This window comes from Collinsella aerofaciens (assembly GCF_005844325.1).
In the GTDB taxonomy this organism is placed as follows: Bacteria; Actinomycetota; Coriobacteriia; order Coriobacteriales; family Coriobacteriaceae; genus Collinsella; species Collinsella aerofaciens_G.
In genome coordinates, this window is the sequence record NZ_SPFY01000049.1 from 1 (window position 1) to 3,408 (window position 3,408).

The following is a 3,408-nucleotide window of genomic DNA, read 5'->3' on the forward strand; positions in this document are numbered from 1 at the left end:
CACGAGCGGGGGCTCCTATCTTTTTAGTGCCCTCGGATTGGGTCATAGTGTCTGTCGTTGCCGAAACATCGGCGATGCCGGAGTAGTCATTGGGGACGTTCTTAAATGACTAGTCAGAAATGAGCGTGGATAATCTCCCGGTTTTGGCCTGTGTGCGGGCTCAAAGTGGGAGATTATCCACGCTCGCTTTAATTTGCCTGGGCTGCGATGCCTATCTAATCGGCTCGGCGTCTTCCCTGAGAATCGAAAGATACTCTTCATACCCGTACTGCCGGTATCTCTGTCTTGACTCGTCGAGAGGACGGAGGATACCCAATTCTTCAAATGATTTGACGAGCGAGCTCGCGGTACTCCTGCCGATATCAAGTTGGGCAGCGATGAATGCGGTGTCGACGATGGGGTGCTCTTCAAGAATGCCCAACAGCCTTTGCCCGTTTGCAGCGGTCCTTCCGAGATTTTCGGTAATGGTTGCTGTGGAACGGTTATGGAGGTCAACAAGGTTTTTTAAAGACCCTACCGAGTCCTTCGCACTCTCGAGAAGACTGTTGCAGAAAAACTCTATCCATTCCTCGTAAGTGCCTCTCTCCCTTACGGATGTGAGTTGCCGGTAGTACTCGCTTCGATTTTTCTTGAACTGGAACGATGGATAGAACAAGCAAGAATGAAGAACGCCATCATTGATGAGCATAAATGTAATGAGAAGCCTGCCCAGGCGACCGTTTCCGTCTAGGAATGGATGGGCAGTTTCAAATTGGTAATGGACGAGCGCCGCCCGCACAATCGGATCCATTTCGACTTGAGGCTCATTGATAAAGCGTTCGAGGTCCTGGAGCGTGTTGCTCAAATCTTCAATGTTTGGAGGGACAAACGATGCGGTTGCAATGGTGCAGCCTGAGGGGCCAATCCAGTTTTGTGAGGAGCGCAGCTCGCCTGGGTTCTTCTCCGTTCCGCGCACTCCGTCCAGCAGGACTGCATGAACTTGCCTAAGAAGTCTCGTGCACAAGGGCATCTTTTTGAGCAGTTCTACGCCGCGGTCGACAGCACGGACGTAATTCACGACGTCTGCGACATCTTTATGATGGAGTTGTGTTTGCGATGGACTAAGTAGGTCGTCAAACGTGCACTGGGTTCCCTCAATTTGCGAAGAAAGGAGCGCTTCTTTGCGCACGTACATTGCCAGATACATGTCGGCGTTGGGAACAAAGTAGAGCATGCCTTCAAGCTCTCCAAGCTTTCGTGAGCATGCGGAAAGCGTGCGATAGGTTTCCTCGGTGAGGTTTAGCTGCCTCAATGATTGCAAGGGCGTTGGAAAAAACGAATAGTAAGCCAATTTCCCCGATAGATTATTGCGGAGCGTTCCCTGGCCGTTCTCCTCGATTTGCATCGCGCCCTCCATATCTTTAGTGCCGGAAACTCGTTATTAGGCTAATCATATCAATTCTAATAACGAGTTTAAGGATTAAATAGTTATTAGAATTGATGTAAACAATCTAATGATAAAAAGTCGTTATTACTTGACCATGGAGCTCGGCTTGGTACAAGGGGGTCATCCAAAATGAACGTGGATAATCTCCCGTTTTTGGCTCGGTGACGGCCTCAAAGTCAAAGTGGGAGATTATCCACGCTCGTTAGTTAAGCGTCCGAAAATCCACACTCGCCAAACCTACCAAAAAGGGACGGGTTTATTTTGGCACGTTTCGGTCGGTATCAGGAAGTGTCAGGGACGGGGCGGCGGCAGGACTCGAGAGCGAAAAGAAGTATCGGGTTTGGTGCGCCCGCTTCTGCCCGTCCCGTGCGCAGACGATACTCGGCTTATCGACCCGCGATGCAAAGGAGATGCTCGTCCCGCGAGCACTACCGGGAAGGGCTCGCGATTCGAGTCCCCACCTTAGCATTTGAACCATTTGGCACTATAATCACCATAGGCATGCGCATAACGTTGCGCTTAATCAAGAGGAGAAAACGTATGGGTCTGTTTGACATGTTTAAGAAGAAGGCTGAGCCTGCCGCTGCTGCAGCTCCCGCTTCCATCTCTGCTTCTGCCGGCGCCGACGTGCTGTGCTCGCCCGTCAAGGGCAAGGTCATCAAGATGGCCGACGTGCCCGATCCCGTCTTTGGTGGCGAGGTTCTGGGCAAGGGCTGCGCCGTGTGGCCCGAGGACGACCTGGTCTACGCTCCCTGCGACGGCAAGGTGACCGTCACCATGGGTCACGCCGTGGGTCTGCAGTCCGATAGCGGCATCGAGGTTCTGGTGCACGTTGGCGTCGATACTGTCAACATGAACGGCGATGGCTTCGAGGGCTTCGTCAAGGCCGACGACGTTGTGAAGGCCGGCCAGCCCATACTCAAGATCGACCGTGCCAAGATCGCCGCTGCTGGTTATAAGGACTGCGTCGTGGTGGCCGTGTCCAACACCGCCGAGTTTGCCGACGTCGAGCTCACCGTTGAGGCAGAGTCCGCCGTCGCCGCCGGTGACGCCATCGTTAAGGTCGTCCGCAAGTAAACTGCGGCATCCAAAGGATGTGCAAGGGTGGTCGGGTTTTCCGGCCACCTTTTTTATTGCATCGCGGGGAAGCGTTTTATTGCACGTTGGGCGGGCTTGCAAACCGTTCGGACGCTAAAACGAACCGACCGCGCCTTCGCGTTGCCGAGGGTGTTCATAAGTGGATAGTATGGGCTTACTTATTACAACGTGTGCCGCGTCCGGGAAGCGCGGTGCCGCTCATTGGGAGGAACAACATGAAAAAGAAGCTGCTGCTTGCGCCCCTCATGGCCGTCTTGGTTGCATGCGTGGTCGTACTTTCCGGCTGTGGAGGTCCTTCGGTTGAGGAGCTCATCACCGAGGATCTTACGACACAGTTTGACGAGGTCAAGAACGGTGGCGACGACTTCCTCTCTGGTCTGGAGGAGGCTTCGGGCGACGAGTTCGAGCAGCTGGGTATCGATCCCAAGGAGTACGCCAAGACCTATCTCGAGGGCTTTGACTACAAGATCGGCGACGTGACGGTCGACGAGGACAAGGGTGTCGCGACCGCCGAGGTCTCTATCACCTGCAAGTCTATGAACAAGATCGTCGAGGACTTCTCCACCCAGTATCAGGAGAAGGTCGCTGCGCTTGATACGGTTCCTTCCGATGACGAGCTGTACAAGATGGCCGGTCAGGTCATGGTCGATGTGACCAAGGCCACCGAGCCCAGGAAGACCACGGTCATCTTCAAGTACACCTGCAACGACGACGGCGAGTGGTCTGCCGACGACTCCGTCAACTCCGAGATGATGGATGCAATGCTGAGCTAGTTCGTTGCGGCGTTTTACCAAACGCCGCAACTGCTCGACGCTGCAAGCCCGCCAGAGCGGCAATCTGCCTTTCAACTTCGGCGGCATGACCAAAAGGTCAATGCCGCCTCG

The 3,408-nt window shown here is 54.2% G+C and carries 3 protein-coding genes; 2 read left to right on the forward strand and 1 reads right to left on the reverse strand.

Annotation, left to right across the window (positions count from 1 at the left end):
• Positions 1–211: 211 nt before the first annotated feature.
• Positions 212–1,384: a Fic family protein gene (locus FGQ61_RS09460; RefSeq protein WP_171021571.1), complete on the reverse strand. Its 1,173-nt coding sequence runs from the start codon at positions 1,382–1,384 to the stop codon at positions 212–214.
• Between the two features lie 582 nt (positions 1,385–1,966).
• Here FGQ61_RS09460 and FGQ61_RS09465 point away from each other — a divergent pair.
• Both FGQ61_RS09465 and FGQ61_RS09470 read left to right on the forward strand, forming a co-directional pair.
• Positions 1,967–2,503, forward strand: coding sequence for a PTS sugar transporter subunit IIA (locus tag FGQ61_RS09465; protein WP_035136613.1), 537 nt, complete (start codon positions 1,967–1,969; stop codon positions 2,501–2,503).
• A 236-nt stretch (positions 2,504–2,739) separates the two neighbouring features.
• On the forward strand, positions 2,740–3,297 hold the full coding sequence (locus FGQ61_RS09470; RefSeq protein WP_035136614.1) for a hypothetical protein: 558 nt from the start codon (positions 2,740–2,742) through the stop codon (positions 3,295–3,297).
• Positions 3,298–3,408 lie beyond the last annotated feature (111 nt).

Excerpts from the sequence above, each read along its gene's own strand:
- FGQ61_RS09460 (WP_171021571.1), bottom strand. The coding sequence starts at position 1,384 with ATGCAAATCGAGGAGAACGGCCAGGGAACGCTCCGCAATAATCTATCG.
- FGQ61_RS09470 (WP_035136614.1), top strand. The coding sequence starts at position 2,740 with ATGAAAAAGAAGCTGCTGCTTGCGCCCCTCATGGCCGTCTTGGTTGCA.
- FGQ61_RS09465 (WP_035136613.1), top strand. The coding sequence starts at position 1,967 with ATGGGTCTGTTTGACATGTTTAAGAAGAAGGCTGAGCCTGCCGCTGCT.